22 protein-coding genes are annotated in these 23,299 nt (G+C 51.5%); 9 read left to right on the forward strand and 13 right to left on the reverse strand.

Annotation, left to right across the window (positions count from 1 at the left end):
* Positions 1–4 precede the first annotated feature (4 nt).
* The 7 genes from ihfA to selO all read left to right on the forward strand — a co-directional run bounded on the left by ihfA (position 5) and on the right by selO (position 5,958).
* A complete protein-coding gene (gene ihfA / locus OGY01_RS22505) occupies positions 5–304 on the forward strand; it encodes an integration host factor subunit alpha (protein ID WP_003030571.1) in 300 nt (99 codons plus the stop codon).
* A 222-nt stretch (positions 305–526) separates the two neighbouring features.
* Complete coding sequence (gene btuC / locus OGY01_RS22510) at positions 527–1,507, forward strand: vitamin B12 ABC transporter permease BtuC (protein ID WP_045442126.1); 981 nt, start codon at positions 527–529, stop codon at positions 1,505–1,507.
* A 74-nt stretch (positions 1,508–1,581) separates the two neighbouring features.
* Positions 1,582–2,133: a glutathione peroxidase gene (locus OGY01_RS22515; RefSeq protein WP_048221591.1), complete on the forward strand. Its 552-nt coding sequence runs from the start codon at positions 1,582–1,584 to the stop codon at positions 2,131–2,133.
* Positions 2,133–2,882, forward strand: coding sequence for a vitamin B12 ABC transporter ATP-binding protein BtuD (gene btuD / locus OGY01_RS22520; RefSeq protein ID WP_225760838.1), 750 nt, complete (start codon positions 2,133–2,135; stop codon positions 2,880–2,882). Before OGY01_RS22515 ends, btuD begins: the two co-directional genes overlap by 1 nt.
* 77 nt (positions 2,883–2,959) lie before the next feature.
* Positions 2,960–3,424 carry a C40 family peptidase gene (locus OGY01_RS22525; protein ID WP_045442137.1) on the forward strand — a complete coding sequence of 155 codons (465 nt, stop codon included), beginning with the start codon at positions 2,960–2,962 and terminating at the stop codon, positions 3,422–3,424.
* A 316-nt stretch (positions 3,425–3,740) separates the two neighbouring features.
* Positions 3,741–4,454: an EAL domain-containing protein gene (locus OGY01_RS22530; RefSeq protein WP_045442140.1), complete on the forward strand. Its 714-nt coding sequence runs from the start codon at positions 3,741–3,743 to the stop codon at positions 4,452–4,454.
* Between the two features lie 61 nt (positions 4,455–4,515).
* Positions 4,516–5,958 carry a protein adenylyltransferase SelO gene (selO, locus tag OGY01_RS22535; RefSeq protein WP_045442143.1) on the forward strand — a complete coding sequence of 481 codons (1,443 nt, stop codon included), beginning with the start codon at positions 4,516–4,518 and terminating at the stop codon, positions 5,956–5,958.
* Here selO and OGY01_RS22540 read toward each other — a convergent pair.
* From OGY01_RS22540 to ppsR, 8 genes are all read right to left on the reverse strand, one after another.
* Positions 5,955–6,734: a heme ABC transporter ATP-binding protein gene (locus OGY01_RS22540; RefSeq protein ID WP_048221588.1), complete on the reverse strand. Its 780-nt coding sequence runs from the start codon at positions 6,732–6,734 to the stop codon at positions 5,955–5,957. The two genes, selO and OGY01_RS22540, sit on opposite strands and share 4 nt — an antisense overlap.
* Positions 6,727–7,719, reverse strand: a complete 993-nt coding sequence (locus tag OGY01_RS22545) for a FecCD family ABC transporter permease (protein ID WP_045442149.1) — start codon at positions 7,717–7,719, stop codon at positions 6,727–6,729. Before OGY01_RS22545 ends, OGY01_RS22540 begins: the two co-directional genes overlap by 8 nt.
* On the reverse strand, positions 7,719–8,540 hold the full coding sequence (locus tag OGY01_RS22550) for a heme/hemin ABC transporter substrate-binding protein (RefSeq protein WP_045442151.1): 822 nt from the start codon (positions 8,538–8,540) through the stop codon (positions 7,719–7,721). The genes OGY01_RS22545 and OGY01_RS22550 overlap by 1 nt, the downstream gene beginning before the upstream one ends.
* A complete protein-coding gene (gene chuS, locus OGY01_RS22555) occupies positions 8,537–9,568 on the reverse strand; it encodes a hematinate-forming heme oxygenase ChuS (protein WP_286493739.1) in 1,032 nt (343 codons plus the stop codon). Before chuS ends, OGY01_RS22550 begins: the two co-directional genes overlap by 4 nt.
* A gap of 47 nt (positions 9,569–9,615) precedes the next feature.
* Positions 9,616–11,601, reverse strand: coding sequence for a TonB-dependent hemoglobin/transferrin/lactoferrin family receptor (locus OGY01_RS22560; protein ID WP_286493742.1), 1,986 nt, complete (start codon positions 11,599–11,601; stop codon positions 9,616–9,618).
* A 74-nt stretch (positions 11,602–11,675) separates the two neighbouring features.
* Positions 11,676–11,864, reverse strand: coding sequence for a hemin uptake protein HemP (gene hemP, locus OGY01_RS22565; RefSeq protein WP_071828921.1), 189 nt, complete (start codon positions 11,862–11,864; stop codon positions 11,676–11,678).
* Between the two features lie 169 nt (positions 11,865–12,033).
* Positions 12,034–13,080, reverse strand: coding sequence for a 3-deoxy-7-phosphoheptulonate synthase AroH (aroH, locus tag OGY01_RS22570; RefSeq protein WP_045442157.1), 1,047 nt, complete (start codon positions 13,078–13,080; stop codon positions 12,034–12,036).
* Positions 13,081–13,206: 126 nt separating this feature from the next.
* Positions 13,207–14,040 carry a posphoenolpyruvate synthetase regulatory kinase/phosphorylase PpsR gene (gene ppsR, locus OGY01_RS22575; RefSeq protein ID WP_045442159.1) on the reverse strand — a complete coding sequence of 278 codons (834 nt, stop codon included), beginning with the start codon at positions 14,038–14,040 and terminating at the stop codon, positions 13,207–13,209.
* Between the two features lie 329 nt (positions 14,041–14,369).
* Between ppsR and ppsA the strand changes: the two genes are divergently transcribed.
* Complete coding sequence (gene ppsA / locus OGY01_RS22580) at positions 14,370–16,748, forward strand: phosphoenolpyruvate synthase (RefSeq protein ID WP_286493744.1); 2,379 nt, start codon at positions 14,370–14,372, stop codon at positions 16,746–16,748.
* Between the two features lie 52 nt (positions 16,749–16,800).
* Here the strand turns inward: ppsA and fadK are convergent, their stop codons facing one another.
* The 5 genes from fadK to OGY01_RS22605 form a co-directional block, all read right to left on the reverse strand.
* Complete coding sequence (gene fadK, locus OGY01_RS22585; RefSeq protein WP_286493745.1) at positions 16,801–18,438, reverse strand: medium-chain fatty-acid--CoA ligase; 1,638 nt, start codon at positions 18,436–18,438, stop codon at positions 16,801–16,803.
* A gap of 81 nt (positions 18,439–18,519) precedes the next feature.
* On the reverse strand, positions 18,520–18,813 hold the full coding sequence (locus OGY01_RS22590; RefSeq protein WP_045442166.1) for a ferredoxin family protein: 294 nt from the start codon (positions 18,811–18,813) through the stop codon (positions 18,520–18,522).
* A complete protein-coding gene (locus OGY01_RS22595) occupies positions 18,810–20,099 on the reverse strand; it encodes an FAD-dependent oxidoreductase (protein WP_286493746.1) in 1,290 nt (429 codons plus the stop codon). The genes OGY01_RS22590 and OGY01_RS22595 overlap by 4 nt, the downstream gene beginning before the upstream one ends.
* 56 nt (positions 20,100–20,155) lie before the next feature.
* On the reverse strand, positions 20,156–21,091 hold the full coding sequence (locus tag OGY01_RS22600; RefSeq protein WP_225760846.1) for an electron transfer flavoprotein subunit alpha: 936 nt from the start codon (positions 21,089–21,091) through the stop codon (positions 20,156–20,158).
* A gap of 21 nt (positions 21,092–21,112) precedes the next feature.
* Positions 21,113–21,877 (reverse strand): electron transfer flavoprotein, encoded by a 765-nt coding sequence (locus OGY01_RS22605; RefSeq protein ID WP_286493747.1) that lies wholly within the window; start codon positions 21,875–21,877, stop codon positions 21,113–21,115.
* Between the two features lie 508 nt (positions 21,878–22,385).
* On the opposite strand from OGY01_RS22605, the gene OGY01_RS22610 reads away from it, so the two are divergent.
* Positions 22,386–23,276 carry an AraC family transcriptional regulator gene (locus tag OGY01_RS22610; RefSeq protein WP_045442176.1) on the forward strand — a complete coding sequence of 297 codons (891 nt, stop codon included), beginning with the start codon at positions 22,386–22,388 and terminating at the stop codon, positions 23,274–23,276.
* The last annotated feature ends 23 nt before the right edge of the window (positions 23,277–23,299 follow it).

Raw genomic sequence — 23,299 nt, forward strand, 5'->3', positions numbered from 1 at the left:
ACCTATGGCGCTTACAAAAGCTGAAATGTCAGAATATCTGTTTGATAAGCTTGGGCTTAGCAAGCGGGATGCCAAAGAACTGGTCGAGCTGTTTTTCGAAGAGATCCGTCGTGCTCTGGAAAATGGTGAGCAGGTAAAACTCTCTGGTTTTGGTAACTTCGATCTGCGTGATAAGAATCAACGTCCGGGCCGTAACCCGAAAACGGGCGAAGATATTCCCATTACAGCACGGCGCGTGGTGACCTTCAGACCCGGGCAGAAGTTAAAGAGTCGGGTCGAAAACGCAACGCCCAAAGAAGAGTAATTTAACTATACGCTAGATTATTTGTGCTGCATCGCGGTGACAGGTGAGGAAACCCCGGAAGCATAGCGTGCTATGTGACCGGGGGGCTGAACGTAGCTACCAAAGAAGCGGCATAAAGGATGACGCGTATAACTAAAAAGGCCGCTATGCGGCCTTTTTCCTTTCCACTGCCGAATCGGCACCGTAGAATCATCCCCATCTTTTTTCAGCAGAATGGAAAACATGCTGACTTTCGCTCATCAACAACAGCGACGAAATGTGCGCTGGATACTGTCTCTGTCAGTACTGATGTTGCTGGCAACAATTCTAAGCTTGTGCGCAGGAGAACAATGGATCGCTCCCGGCGATTGGTTTAGCGCTCGTGGCGATCTGTTTGTCTGGCAGATTCGGCTTCCCCGCACGCTTGCTGTTTTACTGGTAGGTGCTGCGCTGGCGCTATCCGGCGCGGTGATGCAGGCGCTATTTGAAAACCCGCTCGCGGAGCCAGGCTTACTGGGTGTGTCTAACGGTGCAGGGGTTGGGCTAATTGCTGCGGTGTTACTGGGGCAGGGGCAGCTTCCTGGATGGGCATTGGGCTTATGTGCGATTGCGGGGGCGTTGATTATCACGCTCATTCTTCTGCGTTTTGCCCGTCGTCATCTGTCCACCAGTCGTCTGCTGCTTGCGGGCGTGGCGCTGGGTATTATCTGTAGTGCACTGATGACATGGGCTATCTACTTTTCCACCTCTTTTGACCTGCGCCAGCTCATGTACTGGATGATGGGGGGCTTCGGCGGCGTAGACTGGCAACAGACCTGGCTGATGATTGCATTGCTCCCTGTTTTGCTGTGGATTTGCTGTCAGTCGCAGCCAATGAATATGCTGGCGCTGGGCGAGACTTCTGCGCGACAACTGGGACTGCCTTTATGGTTCTGGCGTAACCTGCTGGTGGTCGCGACAGGCTGGATGGTGGGTGTCAGCGTGGCGCTTGCCGGCGCGATTGGTTTTATCGGGCTTGTCATCCCTCATATTCTGCGACTGTGTGGGCTGACCGATCACCGTGTTTTACTGCCTGGCTGCGCGCTGGCAGGGGCGATAGCGTTACTGCTAGCGGATGTTGTTGCTCGTTTGGTGCTGGCTTCAGCCGAGCTGCCTATCGGCGTAGTGACAGCCACCATGGGGGCGCCTGTTTTCATCTGGCTATTGTTAAAGTCCGGGCGCTAGAATGCCCCAGTTCGGTCTATGATTAAAAACTGAAAATTGAACGCTTACTATCCACCTGTTGTTCTGGAGAGGCTATGCAAAATACTATTTTCAATACAGAAGTGACGACCATCGATGGGGAAGTTATCACATTGCAGGCGTATGCCGGAAAAGTGTTATTAATTGTCAATGTTGCTTCGAAATGTGGATTAACGCCGCAGTATGAGCAACTGGAGAATCTCCAGAAAGCCTGGCATGAACAGGGATTCACCGTACTGGGTTTTCCCTGCAATCAGTTTCTTGGGCAGGAGCCTGGCAGCGAAGAAGAAATTAAGACCTGGTGCACGACCACGTGGGGCGTTACTTTCCCAATGTTCAGTAAGATCGACGTCAATGGCAAAGCGCGCCATCCGCTGTATCAGAAGCTGATTGACGCTATACCGACAGCTACTGCACCTGCTGACAGCAGTTTTTTGGCGCGTATGGTGAGTAAAGGCCGCGCTCTGCTCCACCCGGGCGATGTCCTGTGGAATTTTGAGAAGTTTTTAGTCGGGCGAGATGGACAGGTGCTGCACCGTTTTTCACCGGATATGAAGCCTGATGATCCGGTCCTTGTGCAAAGTATTAAGACGGCGCTGGCAAAATAATGTCTCTATTGATGCAGCTACAGGATGTGGCGGAATCGACCCGGCTCGGCCCACTATCCGGTGAAGTAAGAGCGGGGGAGATCCTGCACTTAGTGGGGCCAAACGGTGCCGGTAAGAGCACGTTATTGGCGCGTATGGCGGGTTTAACCAGTGGAGAGGGAACCATCACCTTTGGTGATATGGCGCTTGATGACTGGCCCGCAGCAAAACTGGCGCGATACCGCGCTTATCTTGCGCAGCAACAAAACCCGCCGTTTGCGATGCCGGTCTGGCATTTTCTGACGCTGCATCAGCCCGACAAATCGCGTACTGACCAGTTACAAGAGATAGCAGATGCGCTTGGACTGGGAGATAAGTTAGGACGCGGTGTTAACCAGCTTTCAGGTGGTGAATGGCAGCGCGTGCGTCTTGCAGCGGTTATCCTGCAAATTTGCCCACAGGCTAATCCGCATGGTCAGCTTTTGCTGTTAGATGAACCGATGAACAGCCTGGATGTCGCGCAACAAAACGCGCTGGACAGGCTATTGGGGCAGCTTTGTCGGCAGGGGATAGCGATTGTAATGAGTAGCCATGACCTTAATCATACATTACGTCATGCGCATAAGGCCTGGTTACTCAAGCGAGGGAAGCTGCTGGCCAGCGGCTCTCGCGATGTGGTGCTGACGCCTTCCAACCTGTCTCGGGCTTATGGCGTAAACTTCCGTCGTTTGGATATTGAAGGCCACAGAATGCTCATATCAACCACTTAAGTTAAATGGGTTCTTGAAAACCACATAATTTCCACGCTAAATTGGCACAAAAATAAAAATCAGAGGATTCGTCCTGAATGCGTTTTTGGCTCATTTTCATCACAGCACTGTTTTTAGCAGGGTGTAGCAGCCATCGCGCTCCTGCGCCAAATGCCCGATTGTCGGATTCTATCGCCGTCATCGCTGGTCTTAACGACCAGCTACAAACCTGGCATGGAACACCCTATCGTTATGGCGGCATGAGCCGCAGCGGTGTGGATTGCTCTGGATTTGTACTGATGACGATGCGCGACAAATTCGATTTACAACTGCCACGCGATACACGCACACAATCGAAGATTGGTACGGAAATCGATAAAGATGAATTGCTGCCTGGCGATCTGGTTTTCTTTAAAACCGGGTCGGGAGAAAGTGGTCTGCATGTCGGTATTTATGACACCAATAATCAATTTATTCATGCGTCAACCAGTCGTGGGGTGATGCGTTCATCACTTGATAATGTCTACTGGCGTAAAAACTTTTGGCAGGCACGACGTATTTAATCTCAAGGATGATGAGGCTACCGGCGAGTGAGTAGCCTCACCATCATCATTTAAAAGCTAACTTTCATTTATGACTTCCAGTCAGCAATAACCTTGCGCAACAAGAGTGTATTTTACTAAAAATATGATTTATGGCGAGTTATTAAAAAGTACAAAACTGGATATTCGTTTATAATCAGGATAAGCTAAAAAAAAGGATTCGATTTACTGGCTAAAAGGGAAAAATGAAAGGGCCTCTATTTGCATCTGAAATGACGTATTTTTCCATCCTTTGCTACAGGATGCCGGATAACACCCATGCTGCGGGGCTGGCACAATGATTGTTTCACTGGATAATATTTATCATTCTGAGTTCTCTTTTCTTCCTGCGAGAAGCGAAAATGGCGACCTTGAGTTCGTCGATATCATCACAAATTTTGTCAGCCAGGATGGGGTCGTACACATGCCAACTGAGCTGGTCTTACCTCGTTTGTCGGATGATGAACAATGCCGTTTATTTGCCGAAAAACTTGAATTAATCGAAACGTGCCAACACTTTTTTATTCAGCGCGGAATTTCTGCCTGGATTAATTTAACACCGGCAGTTGCTAATTCTTTATTATCAGATACGGAATATGCATCACGTGTTGAACGATTTTCATTTCTTGAACTGGCGATTAATGAAAGTTATCCAGAGTTAAACAACGGAAAAGAAAATCCAACACTGGCAGCATTAGCTACGCGCTTTCCATTAATACTGACAAATTTTGGCGCCGGAGGCATATCAACACGGGCCATTTTTGATGGTCTTTTTAAACGAGTTGTGCTGGATAAAAACTTTGTGCAACAACGGATTGCGCATATTTCGTTTGAGCCGTTTATGCGAGCTATCCTGGCGCAAATATCCCCAAGTTGTGAATCAATCATTATTAGCGGGGTTGATTCGCAGGAGATGCTGACGCGAGTATTGCCTCTGGGGTTTAACGCCATGCAGGGCGCACTGTGGCCTGCAGTATCTCCCGCGAAGATAATCTCGCTGGTGAAGGGATAACCCTGTTCTTTGCTGGTGTTTAACAGACCATTAACAGTCTACACTAGTGACAGGAGGCCCTATGACCCTGTCTTTTACCACCCGCTGGCGTGATGAATTACCAGCAACCTATACCGCACTTTTACCCACCCCTTTGAGAAATGCGCGCGTAATCTGGCATAACGATGTGCTGGCTGAACAATTAGGCATTTCTGCAGACTTGTTTGATATTCCAGATGGCTCTGGCGTTTGGGGGGGAGAGTCGCTTTTTGCCGGCATGTCGCCTTTAGCACAGGTTTACAGCGGGCATCAGTTTGGTGTTTGGGCCGGCCAACTTGGCGACGGACGCGGGATCCTTCTCGGCGAACAGCAGCTCGCAGATGGTTCAATACTTGACTGGCACCTCAAGGGCGCCGGGTTGACGCCATATTCCCGCATGGGTGATGGACGCGCAGTGCTACGTTCTACGATTCGGGAAAGTCTGGCCAGCGAAGCGATGCACTATCTTGGGATACCGACTACACGAGCTCTGTCTATTGTTACCAGTGACACGCCGGTACAGCGAGAGACCACAGAAGCGGGCGCGATGCTCATTCGTGTGGCACAAAGCCATATGCGCTTTGGTCATTTTGAACACTTTTACTATCGTCGCGAACCGGAAAAAGTCCGCCAGTTGGCAGACTTTGCTATTCGCCACTACTGGTCGCAATGGCAGGATGAATCAGACTGTTATCAACTGTGGTTTCAGGACGTCGTCACGCGTACCGCGACGTTGATCGCTGACTGGCAAACAGTGGGATTCGCGCATGGGGTGATGAACACCGACAACATGTCGATTCTGGGGCTGACGATGGATTACGGTCCGTTTGGTTTTCTGGATGACTATGTGCCTGACTACATCTGTAACCACTCCGATCATCAGGGGCGATACAGTTTCGACAATCAACCGGCGGCAGCTCTGTGGAATTTACAGCGTCTGGCACAAACCCTGTCGCCTTTTATCCCGGTCGATGCGCTAAACGATGCGCTGGATAGCTATCAATTGGCGCTGCTCACACGTTACGGGCAACGGATGCGGCAAAAACTGGGCTTCTTTAGCGAGCAAAAAAACGATAACGAGCTGCTTAGCGAACTGTTTAGTTTGATGGCGCGTGAAGGAAGCGACTATACGCGAACGTTTCGTATGCTAAGCCAGACGGAGCAGCACAGCGCATCATCTCCACTGAGAGATGAGTTTATCGATCGCGCCGCATTTGATGACTGGTTCGCACGCTATCGGTCGCGTTTGCAACAGGATAATGTTGATGACGATATCAGACAGGCGCAGATGAAAGCGGCTAACCCGGCACTGGTTTTACGTAACTGGCTGGCGCAGAGGGCAATCAGCCTGGCAGAGAAGGGGGATTACACAGAGTTGCACCAATTGCACCTTGCTCTACGTACTCCCTTTGACGATCGTAATGATGATTATGTCAGCCGTCCACCTGACTGGGGTAAACGGCTGGAAGTGAGTTGTTCAAGCTAAGGTGTGAGAAAAACGTGGGGAGAATCGTTGGCCGGGTGCTGGCCAACATGAATTTGGGCGCCGTACCAGCGCATCAAATCATCGGCCTGCAATACGGCGTCCGGTGCCCCCTGCGAAACAATATTACCGTTATGGAGCAACACGATTCGGTCAGCCCACAGAGCTGCAAGGTTGAGGTCGTGAAGTACGATACAAACATGCAGATCGCCCTGAATTGCCAGTGTCTTCAGCAGCCTCAGCAGATGCTGTTGGTGGTAGAGATCCAATGCTGAAGTGGGTTCATCAAGGAATAACCAGCCACGTGGCGCGCCGTTACGCCATAGCTGCGCCAGTGCACGCGCAAGCTGGACGCGCTGCTGCTCACCACCAGATAGCGCGGTGTAGTGTCTACCGGCCAGCGTTAAACAACCGGTCATTTCCATCACCTGGGCGATAAGTGCAGGTTCGGGCTGTTGGGTCCAGGGGGCACGCCCCATGGCAATAACGGCTTCTACCTGCCAGTCGAATCCTACCTGTGTTTGCTGACGCATGACCGCGCGATGGCGCGACAGTGCTTGTGTACTCCAGTCACCAAGCGTTCTCCCGTCCAGTAAACAACGCCCGGCATCGGGTTTAAGAAATCCGGTCAGCAGTCGTAGCAAAGTCGATTTTCCTGCGCCGTTAGGCCCGATCAGCGCGACCAGTTCGCCCCTGGCGAGGTTGAGCGAAACGTCGCGAATAACCGTTCGGCCAGCAACGTGGTAGCTCAGCCCTTCGGCAATTAAATATTCAGCCATGCGGCCCTCTCTGACGAAAAATAAGCCACAGAAACCAGGGCGCACCGAGAATACTGGTTAACAGACCGACCGGCATCTCAGCAGGCGCAACGGCAGTGCGGGCGAGGGTATCGGCAATCAGCAGCAAAAAAGCGCCAGCCAGGACTGAGCCGGGGATCACGGCGCGATGATCCGGACCGAGCCACATACGTAGTAAATGCGGAATAACCAGTCCGATAAATCCAATCACACCGCTAACCGCCACTGCGGCGGCAACTAACAGTGCGCTGCAGAGCAGCAAAATACGCTGAACCATGCGCACATCGACGCCGAGATAGTGAGCTTCCTCTTCCCCCAACTGCAGCAGGTTCAGCGCCGGGGCCAAACGCCAGATGACCAGTACAGTCGGCAGCATTAGCGATGCTACCGCCAGCAGAGTAGACCACTGCGCGGAGCCCAGGCTGCCCATTCCCCATAGCGATAGCTGGCGCAGTTGGGCATCATTGCTGACCCACGACAAAACGCCCACTGCGGATCCACAAAGTGCATTGATGGCAATACCGACCAGCAACAGACGCGACAGCGAACTGTCACGTTGTTGGCTGAGGATAAAAATCACCACCGTTGCAGCGAGCGCACCGAGAAACGCCGCCAACATTGGCGCATACAGCATCAGCAGAGCGGGCAACGTGATCGGCAATACCACCCACAATGCGACGGCGCAGGCAGCACCGCTGCTGATCCCCAGCAATCCTGGATCGGCAAGTGGGTTACGAAATAGCCCCTGCATCACACAACCCGCCAGAGCCAGCGAACCGCCAATCACTAGCGCCAGCAGTACGCGGGGAAGTCGAATGGTTAGCCAGATTTGACGCAGGGCATCATCGCCATCGCGCCAGAAAAGACTCACCGGCAGACGCAACGCGCCAAAACCGGTAGCCAGAACTGTCGTCAATGCCAGCGTAAAAGCCAGTATCCACAGAGAGCAGGTGATATGCCGTGACATCAGGGCAATTGCTCCGCTTTGGTACGAAGTTGCTGGATTGCCTGCGGAGTCCGGACGCTGAAGCCCAACAATGCCATATCGTCAATCTGTAACACCTGTTTATTGCGACCAGCCGGTGTTTGCGCAAGTCCCGGTAGCGACCACAGGTTAGCTTCTCCACCCATTGCCTTGACGCCATCCTGTGAGATCACCACCAGATCGGGCTGGCTGGCGATTACACCTTCTTGCGACAGTGGCTGGTAGCGATTGAACCCCTGCATCGCGTTTTGCAAACCAGCGGCACGGATGGCAGCGTCAGCTCCGGTTTGTTGCCCGGCGGCCATCGCGGTCATCCCACCGTGATTGAGAATGAACAGTACGCGTTTATTGAGTGTCGATGATGGCAGCATCGCCAGTTCCTGACGCAAGGTTTGACGCAGCGCTTCGCCTTGTGACTCGCGATGTGTAGCCTGCGCAATTACCTGAACTTTCTCATCAATCACGCTCAGTTCGTTACTTGCAGGCACCGTGACAACACGGACTTTGCTTTGCCCGACCTGTTTAAGCACCAGAGACGGCTGTGCCTGCGCGCTGGCAAGGACCAGCGTTGGGCGAGTTGCAAGGATCCCTTCGGCGTTGAGTTGGCGTAAATAACCCACATCAGGTAATGCGGTTGCTTCTTCAGGCCATTGGCTGGTGCTGTCTCGTGCAACGAGGGATGACTGTGCACCCAGCGCATACACAATCTCAGTGACATCGCCGCCAAGAGAAACTATTTTTTCCTCGGGTGTAGCCAGCGCCGCAGCAGGCAGGAGTGCAATCAGGACGAGCAGTTTTTTCATGCGGCCAGCCCTTTTGGCGTTAATGCGTCAATTTGCGCACGCCATTGCTTCTGCTCTGGTTCGCCTTCTGTACGCTGACCATAGAGCTGAGCGATTTGCGTCCCATCTGCGGCAAACAGTTCCAGACTGGTCACGTGGCCATCCGCAGTGGGTTTGCGCGTTACCCAGGTTTCTGCAATGGTCTCTTCCAGCAGATGCAGGGTAAAGGTTGGATTGAAAATATTCAGCCAGCCTTTCATTGGCACCAGTTTTTCTACAACACCGGTAAAAATCTGCACGCAGCCGCGGTTGCCAACAAATACCATAATTTCGTTACCATCCTGACGTGCTGTTTCCAGCAGTTGTGCCAGTGCCCCATTGGTGACTTTACAGGCCAGATCGTCGCCCACCAGGCTAAATGCCTGTTGACGCGTAAGGTTGTGACGTTTCAACAAGCCGAAGAACTGATGCACATCGGTCATAGCGCGCCACTCTTTATCAACGGTCTCAGCGTCTACCGCAACCGCGGCAGGGGCAGCATCCTCAATGGATTGCAACTCCAGCGGCGGGTTTTCGGCGAAGATGAAGCGGGTCAGCAGCGAGCCCCATTCCGCGACGTCGGTATTCTCCGTGGTGTAGACTTTTAACAGCGCATCACCCTGATTATCAAAAAATTGAATGCTCTGGCGCTCTCCGCGGGCGGTCGCTTCGCTGATATGAAACGCACTTGCCCACTGGTTCAGAAACAACCGCAGGTCGAGGGCGCGGGGATTCAGCACCAGTCCGGCATGTCCATTAAGGTGCTGATTGGTGAATGCGCCAACTTGCTCATGAACGGCGTATTCGTTACGGCAGATACATTTAGTTTCCCCTACGGCTTCCAGTGCGCCCAGGATCTCGCGTACTTCGCCACGTAAACGCCATGCGTCATGACCGACGCGTGCAAAGGTCAGCTCAGCTTCACTGATGTTCATCAGACCCGCGATGTCACGCGCATATTTTCCAGGATTTTCTTTTTTCAGTTCCAGCCAGCGTGTGTAATGATTCATTGCCTCTTCCTTCCAGATTGCTGCCCCGGCGAGCCGGGGCAGGGTGATTACCACTGATAACTCACGAAAATTTTGCCGTTACGACCATCCTGCGGAATGCCCTGCGGAGACCAGTATTCTTTGTCGAAGGCGTTACCCAGAACCAGCGTAGTGGTCACGCCTTTCAGTGCCTGTTGGCCCTGATAGCTCACATAGAAGTCGTTTACCGCATAGCCTGGTTGTTTAGTGTAGCTACTGCTGATATGAGTGGAGCGATCGGCAAAGGTACCGAGCCAGCCGACTGAGAAGCCGCTGTGTGCTACAGGAATGTTTAGTTTGCTGGTGACCGTGTCCGGGTTAATGCTGGAAATGTATTCACCGGTGTCAGTATCTTTGCCGCGCGTACGGTTATAGGCCAGATCCAGACTGAACAGGTCGGTGGTGTATTTCGTCATGACATCCCAGCCCCAAATTTTGGCGTTGGGTACGTTGTAGGACATCGTTGTCGCAGAGGCAAAATCGACGCTGGTGGAGATGTAATCTTTTGCTTTGGTATCAAAATAGCTGGCTTTAAATTCGAGGGCGTCGTTCGCCAGCATCAGATCATCAAAGCGCAGGCCAAAACCATACTCCTGGGTTTCGTTGGTTTCCGGGCGCAGGTTAGGGTTTGGCACCCAGTAGTTGGTGTAAAACCGACCGATGGAGAAGTGTTTCGCATCGTTATACATCTCACCCATAGTCGGTGCGCGGAAGGCTTGCGCCCAGGAGCCAAACAGCATCAACCAGTCAGCAGGCGTAACGGTCATTCCCGCGCGAGAGGACCATTTATCAGCATCAACATCCGCATATCCCTCACTGCTGCCGCGGTAAGAGTCATAACGAGTGCCACCCAGTATCGTTATCGGCAGGTCTCGCAAGGTGATCTCGTCCTGTAGCCAGCCGGAGCTGAAATCAATTTTTGCCTGCGGGAAACCTGTGGTCGAGCCACCTGGACGTTGCTCCTGGCGATAATACTCACCGCCATAGGTCAACAGATGAGAGCCAGGGGAATCGGTAAACAGGCGACTGCGGTTATCAATTTTCCCGCCTTTGGTCGTTTGTTTGCGAAACTCGTTGGTTGCATCGGGGTTCTGCGCGTTAATGCGTGCTTCAGACCAGTAAATGCGAGCATCAGCATTCAGCCAGTCATTATCCGCTGGTGCGAGGGTATACGTCAGTTGGGCATCACGCTGGATAGTCGAACGATCGGTCATAGGATTACTGCTGCTATCAGCATCACTGGCCTGTGGATTTTTAGGTTCCTGCGCATCATTGTTGTAATAACGTAGCGAACCTGCCAGTGTCTGGGCGCTGTCAAGTTTCCAACTGCCTTTTGCCAACATATTGTTAATTGTTTCGTCGTTCGGCGCGGTGGTTCCGTTGCTCTGACGCAAATCACCACGGTCACGGCTGGACCAGGCGAGCAGTCCGTCCAGCGTATCGCTGCGACCATATGCGCTGGCTCCCATTCCGAGGCTGTGATCGCCCGTTGCTGCGGTACCAAATACGCGGTAGCCGCTGTTTTTGCCGACTTCCAGCAGATCTTTAGCATCTGCGGTTTCGTACGCGATCACGCCACCCAGCGCACCGCTGCCATACAGCAGAGCAGACGGGCCGCGAACCACTTCAATTCGTTTGATGAGAGCAGGGTCGAGGAAGGTGCTATTCAGGTGCCCGGTATCGGTACCCTGACGTACACCATCAACCAGGACCAGAACGCCGCGTCGGTCGTAACCGCGCAGATTAACGTCCTGTCCATTAGTGCGCCCCGTACCGTCCAGAGTCAGACCAGGTACTTTACGTAACAGATCGGCAGCCGAGCTGGCGGTTTGGTTTTCCGGTGCGCTGGCGTCGATGACGCTGACCATCATCGGCGCTTCAAAGGCGCTACGGGCATTGCCGGTGGCGGTAACGGTAATATCATCAGTCGCGGCATAAGCGGTTGCGGACAGATGACTCATGATCGCCAGCGCCAAAAGTGATGGGCGCAAAGCCGCGGTGTGCAGGTATGGCATAGCAACTCTCCATTAGGAAATCGAAAAGCGCTGGCTGCCTGGGGATCACCTGGGTGGCTGGCGAAATGTGTTGTTTATTTAGTCAGAATCAGTTTTCCGGCATGCGTTTGTCTCAGCAGGTAATGCTGTCCGTCATGCTCGATAATCACCCGCCCCTCGTTTCCGAGCAGACTTTTGCTGTCAATTCGACGCTCAGTTTGAACGGGAGAGGGTGGTGTATTGTCTTTTACGGGTGTTGCCGTGGTGTTATCCATACGTGACATAGTGTTTAAAAATAACAATCAATGTAACAATGATAATCATTATCAACAAACTAAAATTTTGCGGCAAGCCTTTTTGTGAAAAAATTGTGACGAGAATATTTTTTGAGCAAAAATGAAGGGAAAAACAAGGGATTGTCACCGGGCGAAGTTATTCCACCCGGTGAAAAGGTCAGAAACGACTATCAACGGCAGAGGCGAGTTTTTCGACCAGCAGTTCAGTATCTTCCCAGTTCAGACATGGATCGGTGATCGACTGACCATAGACCAGCGGTTGGCCACTGACAATTTTTTGCGTGCCTTCACGCAAGAAACTTTCTGCCATAATCCCGGCGATAGCCGTCGAGCCATTGCGAATTTGCTGACAAACATCATCGCAAACCTCTAACTGACGACGGTGCTGCTTCTGGCAATTGCCGTGACTAAAATCGACTACCAGATGCTCCGGTAAGGAGAACTCATGCAGGGTATCACAGGCGGCGGCGATATCAGCTGCAGAGTAATTCGGCTTTTTACCTCCGCGCATGATGATATGTCCATACGGGTTACCGCTGGTCTGATAGATGGTCATCTGCCCGGTTTTATCCGGAGAGAGGAACATATGACTGGCTCGGGAAGCGCGAATAGCATCGACGGCAATACGTGTATTACCATCCGTCCCGTTTTTAAACCCTACCGGACAGGAGAGCGCAGAGGCCATCTCTCGGTGGATCTGGCTTTCAGTGGTACGCGCGCCAATGGCTCCCCAACTGATTAAATCGGCAATAAACTGGCCGGTAACCATATCGAGGAATTCCGTTGCCGTTGGCACCCCAAGCTCGTTAACCTGCAGCAGTAATTTACGCGCCAGCTCAATACCGTGGTTGACGCGGTAGCTGCCGTTTAAATCCGGGTCAGAAATTAAGCCTTTCCAGCCAACAACGGTGCGCGGCTTTTCAAAATAGGTACGCATCACGATTTCCAGACGCGCCTGGTGCCTGGTACGCAACGTCTGTAAACGAGTGGCGTACTCCATAGCTGCGTCAAGATCGTGAATCGAGCAGGGCCCAACGATCACCAGTAAACGGGGATCTTCACCATTCAATATTTTTTCTATCCGGCGTCGGGAATCCGTCACATGACGGGCGACGGAGGACGAAACAGGATGCCGCTGCGCAAGCTCTGCTGGAGTGACCAGGTTGTCAATACGCGCAGTACGGAGTTCATCGGTTCTGTTCATTACTTGTCTCAGAAATTTGTTGCTTCAACGGCAGGACTACCGGGAAGTGATGTACATCACAATAACACACTCATCCTGCCTACTGGCGAGCATAATAACAAAAAATTGAACCAATGCACTAGCGTTCTAGTACATTCGGCGATTCAGCCCCATAATATCGAGGATCTTAGTGGCAATTTCTTCTACCGAATAATTAGTACTGTTTAACCACGGGATCTGATTCTTCCGGTACAGCGCTTCTACTTCTGCCACCTCCATCCGGCACTGGCGCAGTGATGCGTAACGGCTATTTTCCCGGCGCTCTTCACGGATCGCCGTCAGGCGTTCAGGGTCGATCGTCAGGCCAAATAATTTATGCTGTAACGGTTTCAGTGATGCCGGTAGCACGAGATTATCCATATCATCGGCAATAAAGGGGTAGTTGGCCGCCCGGATCCCAAACTGCATCGCCAGATACAGGCTGGTAGGGGTTTTACCGCAGCGGGAAACGCCGAGCAGGATCACCTGAGCCTGATCGAGGTTGCGCAACGAAATACCGTCGTCATGAGCGAGCGTATAATCAATCGCCGCGATGCGTGCGTCGTACTTGATGAGATTACCCGGATTAAGACCGTGCGTGCGATGGGCAATCGGCGTGGGGTCGAGCTTCATCTCATGTTGCAGGGGAGCGACCAGTGCCTGCACGATATCCTGGCAGAACCCTTCACTTTGCAAAATAATAGAGCGGATTTCCGGCAACACGATGGAGTAAAACACCAGAGGGCGCACGCCAGTTTGTTGATAAATGGCGTCTATCTGGTCTTTTACCGCGCGGGCCCGACTCTCATTTTCCACAAACGGCAGCGTGATACTGCTGATCGTAACTGGAAACTGCGACATTACCGCGTGGCCTAATACCTCTGCGGTGATGGCCGTACCATCAGAAATATAAAATACATGACGATCAACAGCATTATCCATTTTGCTCATCCTGGGGGCTGACATAATTCTCTGAAAGCATAAATTAAAATTCGCCAGAAGCGAATATAACGATACTTATTTTATAAAATGAAACGGTATTTTTATATTTAATGAAAAGTACATTTCATTTTTCGGAACAAATGTTTATACCGACAGTTTTTGTGGTGATCCCGTGCCGCTCGCGGGTTTGCGCAAATGCGTAAACAATCTTAAAAAATAAAAAATAAAGTTGCTTGAACGATTCACCGTTTTTTTCGCTGAAGTAAATATGCAAAGATAATTACGCAAAATTGAGTTTCCTAACCTCGTTCATATATAAGGATTGTTCGATGTCCAACAATGGCTCGTCACCGCTGGTGCTTTGGTATAACCAACTCGGCATGAATGATGTAGACAGAGTTGGGGGCAAAAATGCCTCCCTGGGTGAAATGATTACTAACCTTTCCGGTATGGGTGTTTCCGTACCGAATGGTTTTGCAACGACCGCCGATGCGTTTAACCAGTTTCTGGACCAGAGCGGTGTAAACCAGCGCATTTATGAGCTGCTGGATAAAACGGATATTGACGATGTTACCGCGCTTGCGAAAGCCGGTGCGCAGATCCGCCAGTGGATTATCGACACTCCTTTCCAGCCTGAGCTGGAAAATGCCGTCCGCGATGCCTACGCGCAGCTTTCCGCGGATGATGCTAATGCCTCTTTTGCCGTGCGTTCTTCTGCAACCGCAGAAGATATGCCAGATGCTTCATTTGCCGGTCAGCAGGAAACTTTCCTCAACGTCCAGGGTTTTGATGCGGTTCTGGTGGCAATAAAACACGTATTTGCTTCGCTGTTTAACGACCGGGCGATCTCCTACCGTGTTCACCAGGGTTATGACCATCGTGGGGTGGCGCTCTCTGCGGGTGTCCAGCGTATGGTGCGCTCTGACCTTGCGTCTTCCGGCGTGATGTTCTCTATCGACACCGAATCCGGTTTCGACCAGGTGGTGTTTATCACCTCAGCCTGGGGTCTGGGAGAAATGGTCGTGCAGGGCGCTGTCAACCCTGATGAATTCTACGTGCACAAACCGACGCTGGCCGCTAACCGCCCGGCAATTGTGCGTCGCACGATGGGTTCGAAAAAAATCCGCATGATTTATGCGCCGACGCAGGAACACGGTAAACAGGTTACGATTGAAGATGTTCCGCAAGATCAACGTGATATTTTCTCGCTGACGAACGAGGAAGTGCAGGAACTGGCGAAGCAGGCGGTACAGATCGAGAAGCACTACGGTCGTCCTATGGACATCGAATGGGCTAAAGATGGTCACACCGGCAAGCTGTTCATTGTGCAGGCTCGTCCGGAAACCGTACGTTCTCGCGGCCAGGTGATGGAGCGTTATACGCTGCATGCTCAGGGTAAAATCATTGCTGAAGGCCGTGCTATCGGTCATCGCATTGGCGCGGGTCCGGTGAAGGTGATTCACGACATCAGCGAAATGAACCGCATTGACCCAGGCGACGTACTTGTCACCGACATGACCGACCCTGACTGGGAGCCGATCATGAAAAAAGCGGCAGCGATTGTCACCAACCGCGGCGGTCGTACCTGTCACGCGGCGATCATCGCTCGCGAGCTGGGGATCCCGGCTGTCGTAGGTTGTGGTGATGCTACCGAGCGCATGAAAGATGGCGAGAAGGTGACTGTCTCCTGCGCCGAAGGCGATACCGGCTATGTGTATGCTGACATGCTCGACTTCAGCGTGAAAAGTTCCAGCGTGGAGACCATGCCGGATCTGCCGTTGAAGGTGATGATGAACGTCGGCAACCCGGACCGGGCTTTCGATTTCGCCTGTCTGCCGAACGAAGGCGTTGGACTGGCGCGTCTGGAATTTATCATCAACCGCATGATTGGCGTGCATCCTCGCGCACTGCTGGAGTTTGATGATCAGACGCCTGAGCTGCAAAAAGAAATCTGCTCAATGATGAAAGGGTTCGACTCCCCTCGTGAATTCTATGTTGGTCGTCTGACCGAAGGGATCGCGACGCTGGGTGCGGCGTTTTATCCAAAACGTGTCATTGTCCGTATGTCGGACTTTAAGTCCAACGAATACGCCAACCTGGTCGGCGGCGAGCGTTATGAACCGCATGAAGAGAACCCGATGTTGGGCTTCCGTGGCGCGGGTCGTTATGTTTCAGATAGCTTCCGCGACTGTTTTGCCCTCGAATGTGACGCGGTGAAACGCGTGCGCAACGAAATGGGACTGACGAACGTTGAAGTGATGGTACCGTTCGTACGAACTGTGGCCCAGGCAAAAGCGGTGGTGGATGAGCTGGCGCGTCAGGGGCTGAAACGTGGCGAGAACGGGCTGAAGATCATCATGATGTGTGAGATCCCATCCAACGCCTTGCTGGCTGAGCAGTTCCTTGAGCACTTCGACGGCTTCTCTATTGGCTCTAACGACATGACGCAGCTGGCGTTGGGTCTGGACCGTGACTCTGGCGTTGTTTCTGAGCTGTTTGATGAGCGTAACGACGCGGTGAAAGCACTGCTGTCGATGGCGATTCGCGCTGCCAAGAAACAGGGTAAATACGTTGGTATTTGCGGTCAGGGTCCATCTGACCACGAAGACTTCGCTGCCTGGCTGATGGAAGAGGGGATCGACAGCCTGTCGTTGAACCCGGATACCGTTGTACAGACATGGCTGAGTCTGGCTGAACTGAAAAAGTAATATCAACCAGGATGGCGGCGTTCGCGTCGCCATCCTGTCATCTCTGCCACACTCATACCTCAACACATTCAGCCTGTAGGCGCTGAATAATATCCTGACGTAACAAGAACTTCTGAATTTTACCGGACGCTGTTCTGGGTAATTTTTCGATCACCACAAGATGTTCCGGATATTTGTACTTTGCCACCCGTTTACGACTAAAAAAAGCCACCACAGATTCCAGCGAAAGCGAGTGATGCGGGGACTTGAGCACTACGTAGGCGCACGACCTTTCCCCTAATCGATCGTCTGGCATGGCAACAACACAGGCATCATGTATGCGCGGATGCTGCAATAGAATGTCTTCAACCTCACGACTACTGATATTCTCGCCACCTCGCACGATAATATCTTTCTTACGTCCGGTAATTTTTATGTATCCCGCGTCGTCCATTCGGCACAAATCACCACTGTAGTACCAACCGTCGCTATCCAGCGCTCTGGCAGTCATTTCTGGCTCATCAAGGTAGCCCATAAAGACGTTGGGCCCGCGCGAAGCTTCTTCACCTTCTGTGCCTGGTGGCAGCGTTTTTCGCGCTTCATCGACCACTTTTATTTCGACGCCAGCGGCGGCGTAGCCGTCGGTATTCATCATGCGAGAAAGTGAGTCATCAAGGTTTACTACTGCATGCGGTGAACTTTCCGTCGAGCCATAGACGCTCAACAGTTTGATGCCGAGCTGCTGACAGTCGCGGGCAATTTTTCTCGGAATAGTTGTGCCACCGCATAAGAAGAAGCGCAGTGATGAGAGATCGTAAGGTTGCTTTTCGACACAGCACAGGATGTCATAGACGAAGGGTGTTGCGCCGAGTACGCAGGTACAACGCTGTTGCTGCAACAGTTCGAGGCAGGTTGTTGGGGTAAAAATATCCAGCAGCACGCTGCGCGCACCAATTAAAAACGGCGCTGTTACGCCATGCAGAAAACCGGTGGCGTGCCCAAGCGGAGCAGGCATTAAAAACACATCCTGCCAGTTGAGGTTGAGGCGGGCGCAGTAGGCGCGCTCGCTGGCAAGGATGTTGTTATGGGTCAGCATCACGCCTTTCGGCATCCCTTCAGTACCGGAGGTAAAAAGCACTGCGGCCAGTTCGTCGGCATGAACGCTCATCGCTTTGGTTAACGGTGGGGTCGTAAGTAGCTGACTGAGCGCCAATGATGCCGTTGCAGGGGCCAGTTTATCCACGGCGACAATCTGTTGCAGATGCGGTAACTGATTTTGTAGGGGCAGGATCAGATCGACCGGTCGGGTCTGCTTAAACAGGGTCGGCGCGAAAAAGATCTTCGCTTTACATTTGTTCAGTACCCACACCAGTTCTGCCTCGCGCCAGGCGGGTAACAGAGGAACGGAAACGGCCCCCGTTTTCAGACAGGCCAGATAAATAAGAGTAAATTCGCACCAGCCCGGCAGTTGAAAAGCAATACGATCGCCAGGTTGGATCCCGCAGGATAAAAACCAGGATGCCAGGCTGTTGGCTGCACTGTCGAGTGCGGCATAGGTATATGAATCGCCCTGATTATCGACTACAGCGATTTTGTCCGGCACGGCCTGAGCAGTTTGGTGCCAGTAGTCGCCGAGTGATGCATCCCCCCAAAATCCCTGCTGTCGGTATGTTTTTCGACGCTCGGCATTAAACGTTAGCGTGACTTTCATTGTTTGTCCCTGGATTATTTTCGGCATACTTCTTGCCGGACGGCAGTAGCATCCGATCCGGCCTGTAAAATGCAAAATCCGTTAGCCGTAGCGGAACTCCACACCAAATGTCCCTGCCGGGTATTCCCATTGTTCGAGGATTGTTTCACCGCAAAGTACCCGACAAGTCCCACACTCCAGACACCCTGCAGAATCAAAATGAATATTTCCGCTTTCGTCCTGCTTATACAGTCCGGCGGGGCAGGCTTTCAGTAATTTGCGAAATTCATTAACGTCAGGATGATCGGTCAGAATAATATGCGGATGGCCTTCATCGACATTGAATTTGTTGACGCCCAGTTTGACGTCAACGTTAACGGTATTGTCCTGACTCATAGTGCTGTTGCTCCCTTAATGCCGTCTTTGAGTAAGTTCATTAACCCAATCTGTTTTGCATGGGACATAAATATCTTGCGAACCGGTTGATTCGGACGTCCGTCAACGGTGAACATATCTCTCATGATATCTGCCACCATGCGTGGGTATTGGGTAAACAGACGCGGGTTTTCCATCAGCGCCGGGATCTTGCGAAAATGCTGTAAATCGCGCATTACGCAACTCTGTTCGAGAGCGTGCTTGTAGTCCATCAGGCTGTTGGCGGAGTAATCTTGCCGTTCTTTCGCGGCAATCGCTGTTTTAGCTGCCGCCTCCGCAGAAGCAATGGCTAAATCCATGCCGCGTACCGTATACCCCAAATTCAGACAGAAACCGGCGGCATCGCCGACGATCATCACGCCATCATCGAACAGTCTGGGCACCATTGCCAGACCACCTTCAGGCACCATATGTGCCGAGTATTCCCGCAATTCACCTCCTTCAATCAGCGGGCGAATGGTGGGATGCTGCTTAAAATCTTCCAGCATTTGCGGAATACTTTTTGTGGCGTGGTCTACGTCCCCCAGGCCGCACACCAGCCCCAGAGAAACAGAGTCATGGTTGGTATACAGAAAACCACCGCCCATGAGTCCGTTAGATGGCGAGCCGGCAAACAGCCAGGCCGCACCTTCATTGCCCGAAAGATTGAAACGATCTGCAATAACAGAGGGAGACAAGCCGATCAGTTCTTTTACACCGACGGCATAATGATGTGCTGAGGAGGCGGGGACTAAGCCCAGTGAGCGGCCCAGCATGGAATTAACACCGTCGGCAAGGATGACAATATTGGCTTCGAGGATATCGTCACCAGCCTGTACACCGGTAACTTTATTGCCCTCGCGGATCAGCGCATCGACGCGAACGCCAGGAATGAACTGCGCGCCTGCTTGTTCGGCTTTTTCCATCAGCCAGGGATCCAGACGGTTGCGCAAAACGGTATACGACTCCTGCGCTGGGGCATCGGTTTTTTCACGGTGAAAGTCCAGGGTCACGGCACTTTCTTCGGTCAGGAATGAGATTTTTTCGCGGGTCACTTTACGTTCGATGGGCGCTTGCTGAGCGAATCCAGGCATGATGCTTTCAAGGCTATGTGCGTAGAGCCGGCCACCGGTCATATTTTTACTGCCAGCGCTGTTTCCACGTTCAATAACCAACACGTCCAGTCCTGCACTTGCCATCACATAGCCTGCTACCGCACCGGCCACGCCAGCACCGACCACAATGGCATCAAATTTTTCATCTGACATGCTTTATGCTCCCTTCCCGCCGCGAGGGCGGCGGGATCTGTGCGTTAAATAGGGGGTTAGCGGCTTAGCTGTTCGATAAGGGCTGGAACAACTTTGTAGATATCGCCCACCAGACCGTAATCGGCGTAATTAAAGATGGGGGCTTTTTTGTCTTTGTTGATGGCGACAATAATTTTCGCACCGTTTCCGCCGACCATATGTTGAATTTGCCCTGAGATGCCCAGCGTCAGGTAAAGATCAGATTTCAGCAATACGCCTGAAACGCCAATATAGCGTTCGCGCTCCATCCAGTTTTCACCTTCAGCAATCGGTCGTGAGCATCCCACCTCAGCGCCCAGTACAGCAGCCAGGTTATGCACCATTTGTAAGTCGTCCTGTGCAACCAGGCCACGACCAACACCCACGACGCGTTTGGCTTTACTGAGATCAACACTGCTAAGTGGTTTGGTGCGACGCTCCTGGCAGATAACTTCATGGTGCGGAGTGATATACGTTGCGGAAGTAACCGGACAGCTGTTTTCCTGATTCTCTTCTACCGGCTCCAGCACTCCGGCGGCGATTGTGATAATCGCCAGAGCACTGTTGAGTTTTTCTTTGCCGAATGCGAGACCGCCATACATGCGGTGCTCAGCGAAAAGTGCCCCGGCATCAAGACTTACCGATGTGGCATCGTTCACCATCGCTGCATTGAGTTGAATACTCAGACGCGCACCGAGGGCCTTGGCGCGTTTGGTGGCAGGCATCAGCAACAGGCCAGAGTGCTCTTTTATCAGGGCGACGAGGGTCTCCGCATAGTTTTCAATACGCTGCAAGGGGGAGATTTGTTCGAGGACGATTATTTCATCGGCACCCAGCCGCTTAGCCCTGCTTGCCTGTTCGCTACCTTGCACAATGATGTGCACCTGCTCACCCCATTGGCGAGCTCCGGTCATTAACTCTGCATAGCGTTCTACGTTATCGCTGAACACCCAGACGTTGGCTAATTTACTCATGATAATCTCTCTCCGTTGGGTTTAGTTCAGGGCTTTTTTCAGATGCTCAGCCAGTTCGGCAATGGCTTCTGGCGTGTCGTTTTCCAGAATGATGCGCTTGCGCTCGGCTTGCGGCGGAACCACGATCTCAACCAGCTCTGCTAATGGTGGCGTTGGTGTCCAGCCAATATCACTGGCCTGCCACTGCGTAACGGGTTTTTTACCCGCGCCAAGAATGGCTTTCATCGAAGGAATACGCGGTGTATTGATATCTGACGTGACGCAAAGCACGGCGGGAAGGGGGAGGTCGATGACTTCAATTTCATCTTCAAGCGCGCGCTCAACCAGAACATGGCCGCCGTTACGTTGAATGCTGCTTACTGCGTTAATAATGGGAAGTTGTAGCAATTCTCCCACCAGCAAGCCCACCTGCTGCGCGTAGAGATCGCCTGATCCTTCACCAAATATCATCAGGTCAAATCCAATACTTTTCGCGGCGCAGGCCAGGGCCTGAGCAGTGTCTCTGGGCAGTGAATGTTCCAGTTGCGCATCCTGTACCAGAAACAGACTATTCGGACCGCGGGACAACACGTCTTTCCGCACTTTAGAGTTCTGTAACAATGAACCTCCGACCGTTAAGGCGACGATCTCATCACCCTCAGCGGTTAGTTGTGCAGCGGCTTCCATCGCGTTCAAATCAAACTGGCTGATTTTGGCTTCGGCCCGGTCAAAGTTAAGCGAGCGCTCCTGGGTAACAACAATGTCCTGTTCTTCAGGTACCAACTTAAAGCAGGTTATTATTTTCATGGTATCTCCAGTGGGTCACGTTCGGATGATGACGGAGTGCGTCATCATCGGCAGTAGGTAAAATTTGACTGAAAATAGTGTGCGGTAGATGTAATGTGTTTTCGACGGGGAAATCTGTTTTCATTCCTAACAATCTTGCAAAAAAAAATGAGCTCAGAGTGCAACGTTGATCAGAATGGAAGGAAAACGGATTGTGGAAGAAATAATTGGACCAGGCAAACTGTAGGAGATCTTTGCGAAGTGAATCATGTTTTTATTCACTATTGAGCGATATTTGTTTCCGTTATGTAAATTATTGCCTCTAAAGAAATAACATTTATCCTTTTCAATAAATTTAAAATGCAAATAAATAGTGGGGATAATTCACTCCAATCGGGAGTATCATCTTGCAGTTGGCACAAATAATTTTGTTTCGCTAGTATGGATTATCATTGTATAACATGGCTCATCGCTTTAATTTGTCATTATTAAATGTTCCTAAAATTACTGTCTTAAGGTGGAGGTTGTCATGTATCAACGATGTTTTGATAATGCGATGGAAACCCTTTTTGAGCAGGGGAAAACGCCCAGATTTTCACGCTTCGTCATTAGTGATGATCCTAACTGGGAGTCTGGCCACCATGTTCATGACAATGAAACAGAGCTCATTTATGTCAAAAAAGGGGTCGCCAGATTAATTATTGATTCTTCACTGTATGTCGCGCATGCCGGCGATATTGTCGTGATAGAACAAGGGCGGCTCCATGCTGTCGCCTCTGACAGCAGCTCGCCTGCGACCACTTATACCTGTGCATTGTACGGCTTCCGTTTTGAAGGCTGGCAGGAGAATCAGCTATTGCAAGGGCATTCATGTCCGGTCATCAGCGCCGGGCAAGGAAAGGAGGTCATTAAAAGTATCTTTAATGAACTTAGCATCATGCTCCCGCAGAGCAAAAATAATCTGACCTCCGCGGCTTATGATGCTTTCGCTTATGCCTTAACCGTTTTATTTTATGAAAACTTTAAAAATGCTTATCGTTCGGAGCAAGGGTATATTAAAAAAGATATCTTAATTAAAGATGTACTGGTTTATTTAAATAACAATTTCCGCGAAAAAATAACGCTGGATCAGTTGTCCAAAAAATTTCGTGCCAGCGTCAGTTATATCTGCCATGAATTTACCAAAGAGTATCGTATTTCACCGATTAACTATGTTATTCAGCGACGGATGACAGAGGCGAAATTCTCCCTGACAAATACTGAGGCTTCGTTAGGTGAGATTTCGTGGCGGGTGGGATATGAAAATGTCGATCATTTTGCCAAACTCTTTCAACGGCATGTGGGGTGTTCACCCAGCGACTATCGTAAGCAGTTTAAAAACAATCTGATTGAGCAGGAATGCCTGCTACCGGAAGTCTGATCCCTGGCATAAGCCCGGATAGC

It is taken from the genome of Citrobacter sp. Cm038 (assembly GCF_030333105.1).
GTDB lineage: Bacteria > Pseudomonadota > Gammaproteobacteria > Enterobacterales > Enterobacteriaceae > Citrobacter > Citrobacter murliniae.

Excerpts from the sequence above, each read along its gene's own strand:
- btuD (WP_225760838.1), top strand. The coding sequence starts at position 2,133 with ATGTCTCTATTGATGCAGCTACAGGATGTGGCGGAATCGACCCGGCTC.
- ihfA (WP_003030571.1), top strand. The coding sequence starts at position 5 with ATGGCGCTTACAAAAGCTGAAATGTCAGAATATCTGTTTGATAAGCTT.
- aroH (WP_045442157.1), bottom strand. The coding sequence starts at position 13,080 with ATGAACAGAACCGATGAACTCCGTACTGCGCGTATTGACAACCTGGTC.
- OGY01_RS22525 (WP_045442137.1), top strand. The coding sequence starts at position 2,960 with ATGCGTTTTTGGCTCATTTTCATCACAGCACTGTTTTTAGCAGGGTGT.
- OGY01_RS22530 (WP_045442140.1), top strand. The coding sequence starts at position 3,741 with ATGATTGTTTCACTGGATAATATTTATCATTCTGAGTTCTCTTTTCTT.
- OGY01_RS22600 (WP_225760846.1), bottom strand. The coding sequence starts at position 21,091 with ATGAGTAAATTAGCCAACGTCTGGGTGTTCAGCGATAACGTAGAACGC.
- OGY01_RS22515 (WP_048221591.1), top strand. The coding sequence starts at position 1,582 with ATGCAAAATACTATTTTCAATACAGAAGTGACGACCATCGATGGGGAA.
- chuS (WP_286493739.1), bottom strand. The coding sequence starts at position 9,568 with ATGAATCATTACACACGCTGGCTGGAACTGAAAAAAGAAAATCCTGGA.
- selO (WP_045442143.1), top strand. The coding sequence starts at position 4,516 with ATGACCCTGTCTTTTACCACCCGCTGGCGTGATGAATTACCAGCAACC.
- OGY01_RS22540 (WP_048221588.1), bottom strand. The coding sequence starts at position 6,734 with ATGGCTGAATATTTAATTGCCGAAGGGCTGAGCTACCACGTTGCTGGC.
- OGY01_RS22545 (WP_045442149.1), bottom strand. The coding sequence starts at position 7,719 with ATGTCACGGCATATCACCTGCTCTCTGTGGATACTGGCTTTTACGCTG.
- OGY01_RS22595 (WP_286493746.1), bottom strand. The coding sequence starts at position 20,099 with ATGTCAGATGAAAAATTTGATGCCATTGTGGTCGGTGCTGGCGTGGCC.
- OGY01_RS22605 (WP_286493747.1), bottom strand. The coding sequence starts at position 21,877 with ATGAAAATAATAACCTGCTTTAAGTTGGTACCTGAAGAACAGGACATT.
- OGY01_RS22560 (WP_286493742.1), bottom strand. The coding sequence starts at position 11,601 with ATGCCATACCTGCACACCGCGGCTTTGCGCCCATCACTTTTGGCGCTG.
- OGY01_RS22610 (WP_045442176.1), top strand. The coding sequence starts at position 22,386 with ATGTATCAACGATGTTTTGATAATGCGATGGAAACCCTTTTTGAGCAG.
- OGY01_RS22550 (WP_045442151.1), bottom strand. The coding sequence starts at position 8,540 with ATGAAAAAACTGCTCGTCCTGATTGCACTCCTGCCTGCTGCGGCGCTG.
- OGY01_RS22590 (WP_045442166.1), bottom strand. The coding sequence starts at position 18,813 with ATGAGTCAGGACAATACCGTTAACGTTGACGTCAAACTGGGCGTCAAC.
- fadK (WP_286493745.1), bottom strand. The coding sequence starts at position 18,438 with ATGAAAGTCACGCTAACGTTTAATGCCGAGCGTCGAAAAACATACCGA.
- ppsR (WP_045442159.1), bottom strand. The coding sequence starts at position 14,040 with ATGGATAATGCTGTTGATCGTCATGTATTTTATATTTCTGATGGTACG.
- hemP (WP_071828921.1), bottom strand. The coding sequence starts at position 11,864 with ATGTCACGTATGGATAACACCACGGCAACACCCGTAAAAGACAATACA.
- btuC (WP_045442126.1), top strand. The coding sequence starts at position 527 with ATGCTGACTTTCGCTCATCAACAACAGCGACGAAATGTGCGCTGGATA.
- ppsA (WP_286493744.1), top strand. The coding sequence starts at position 14,370 with ATGTCCAACAATGGCTCGTCACCGCTGGTGCTTTGGTATAACCAACTC.